1 protein-coding gene is annotated in these 1,260 nt (G+C 43.0%); it reads right to left on the bottom strand.

Going from position 1 to position 1,260, the window contains the following annotated elements; translation table 11 throughout:
* Positions 1 to 8: 8 nt before the first annotated feature.
* A protein-coding gene (locus tag CXF78_RS00900; protein ID WP_102035719.1) for an IS3 family transposase occupies positions 9 to 1,186 on the bottom strand; the annotation gives its coding sequence in 2 pieces (ribosomal slippage) (positions 9 to 928 and positions 928 to 1,186; 1,179 coding nt in all).
* Positions 1,187 to 1,260 lie beyond the last annotated feature (74 nt).

Here is a 1,260-nt window from a genome sequence, read left to right as displayed (position 1 = left end):
TGTAGTGGTCAAGTAAAATTGGCCACGGTTTTAGAGTCATTCCAATATAAACGTTCTGACTCATTTGGCGTTAACCCACCATTATATTGATGGGGTCTAGTTTCACTGTAATATCCAGTGATGTAATTTGTGATCGCTTTGTCTGCTTCTGTAAAATTCCCATAGCCACTTGCGGGTACCCATTCAGATTTCAAACTTCTAAAGAAACGCTCCATTGGTGCGTTATCCCAACAATTCCCGCGTCGACTCATGCTTTGCTCAATCTGAAGACGCCATAATAACTGTCTGAACTTCAAGCTTGTGTAATGTGAACCTTGGTCGCTGTGATATATCACACTCTCAGGTTTCCTCCTTAACTCAAATGCCATTTTCAAGGCTTTAGAGGTCAGCTCGCTGTCAGGCGATAATGACAAAGCCCACCCAACAGGTTTGCGGGCAAATAAGTCTAGAACAACCGCTAAATATGCCCAACGATTACCGACCCAAACATACGTTACATCGCCACACCACACTTTATCCGGTTGAGTTACGGCAAACTGCCGATTAAGCGTATTCGGGATAGCGACATGCTCTTGTGCAGCTTTCCTATAAGAGTGCTTAGGCTGCTGGCAGCTCAATAACCCAAGCTCTTTCATTAGATTACGGGCTCGATAACGACTGAGATTAATCCCTTTGTTAGTCACTAATTGCGCTATCGTTCGAGCACCGGCAGAGCCATTACTAATACGATGCGCGGCCTTCACTTCACTGCATAAAATTGTAAAATCAGCATCGATATGTTCTTTTCTTTTTAGCCAATATTTATAGCTACTTCGATGCACTTTGAATGCATTACAAATTGTGAGAATAGAGTGGCTCTGCTTGAGTGCGCTGATCAGCGTAAATTGTTCATCGAGTCTGACATCAAGAGAGCGGTAGCCTTTTTTAGGATTAGATTATGCTCCTCAAGACGCGCTATTTGCTTCTTCAGTTCACGGATTTCAATTTGTTCTGGGGTAATCGGAGATGCTTTGGGAGTGCCACCCTGGCGTTCTAATGTTAACTGCCTCACCCACTTATCCATAGTCGATTTACCCACGTTCATTGCTTTTGCAGCTTGAATGATTGTGTGGTTTTTATCGAGGACTAATTGGGCTGCTTCAAGTTTGAATTCAGCGCTAAATGTTTTTCTGGTTGTCGATCTCATGTGCTCACCTAAAGTTATCTACGAGGCAATAATATCACCTCTATTTAGGTGGCCAAAATAACTATGCCACTACA

Origin of the sequence: Shewanella sp. 11B5, from assembly GCF_002836795.1 — a bacterium.
Taxonomy (GTDB): domain Bacteria; phylum Pseudomonadota; class Gammaproteobacteria; order Enterobacterales; family Shewanellaceae; genus Shewanella; species Shewanella frigidimarina.
Note: the sequence above shows the minus strand (reverse complement) of the source record. Positions and strands in the feature narration are given on the sequence as shown.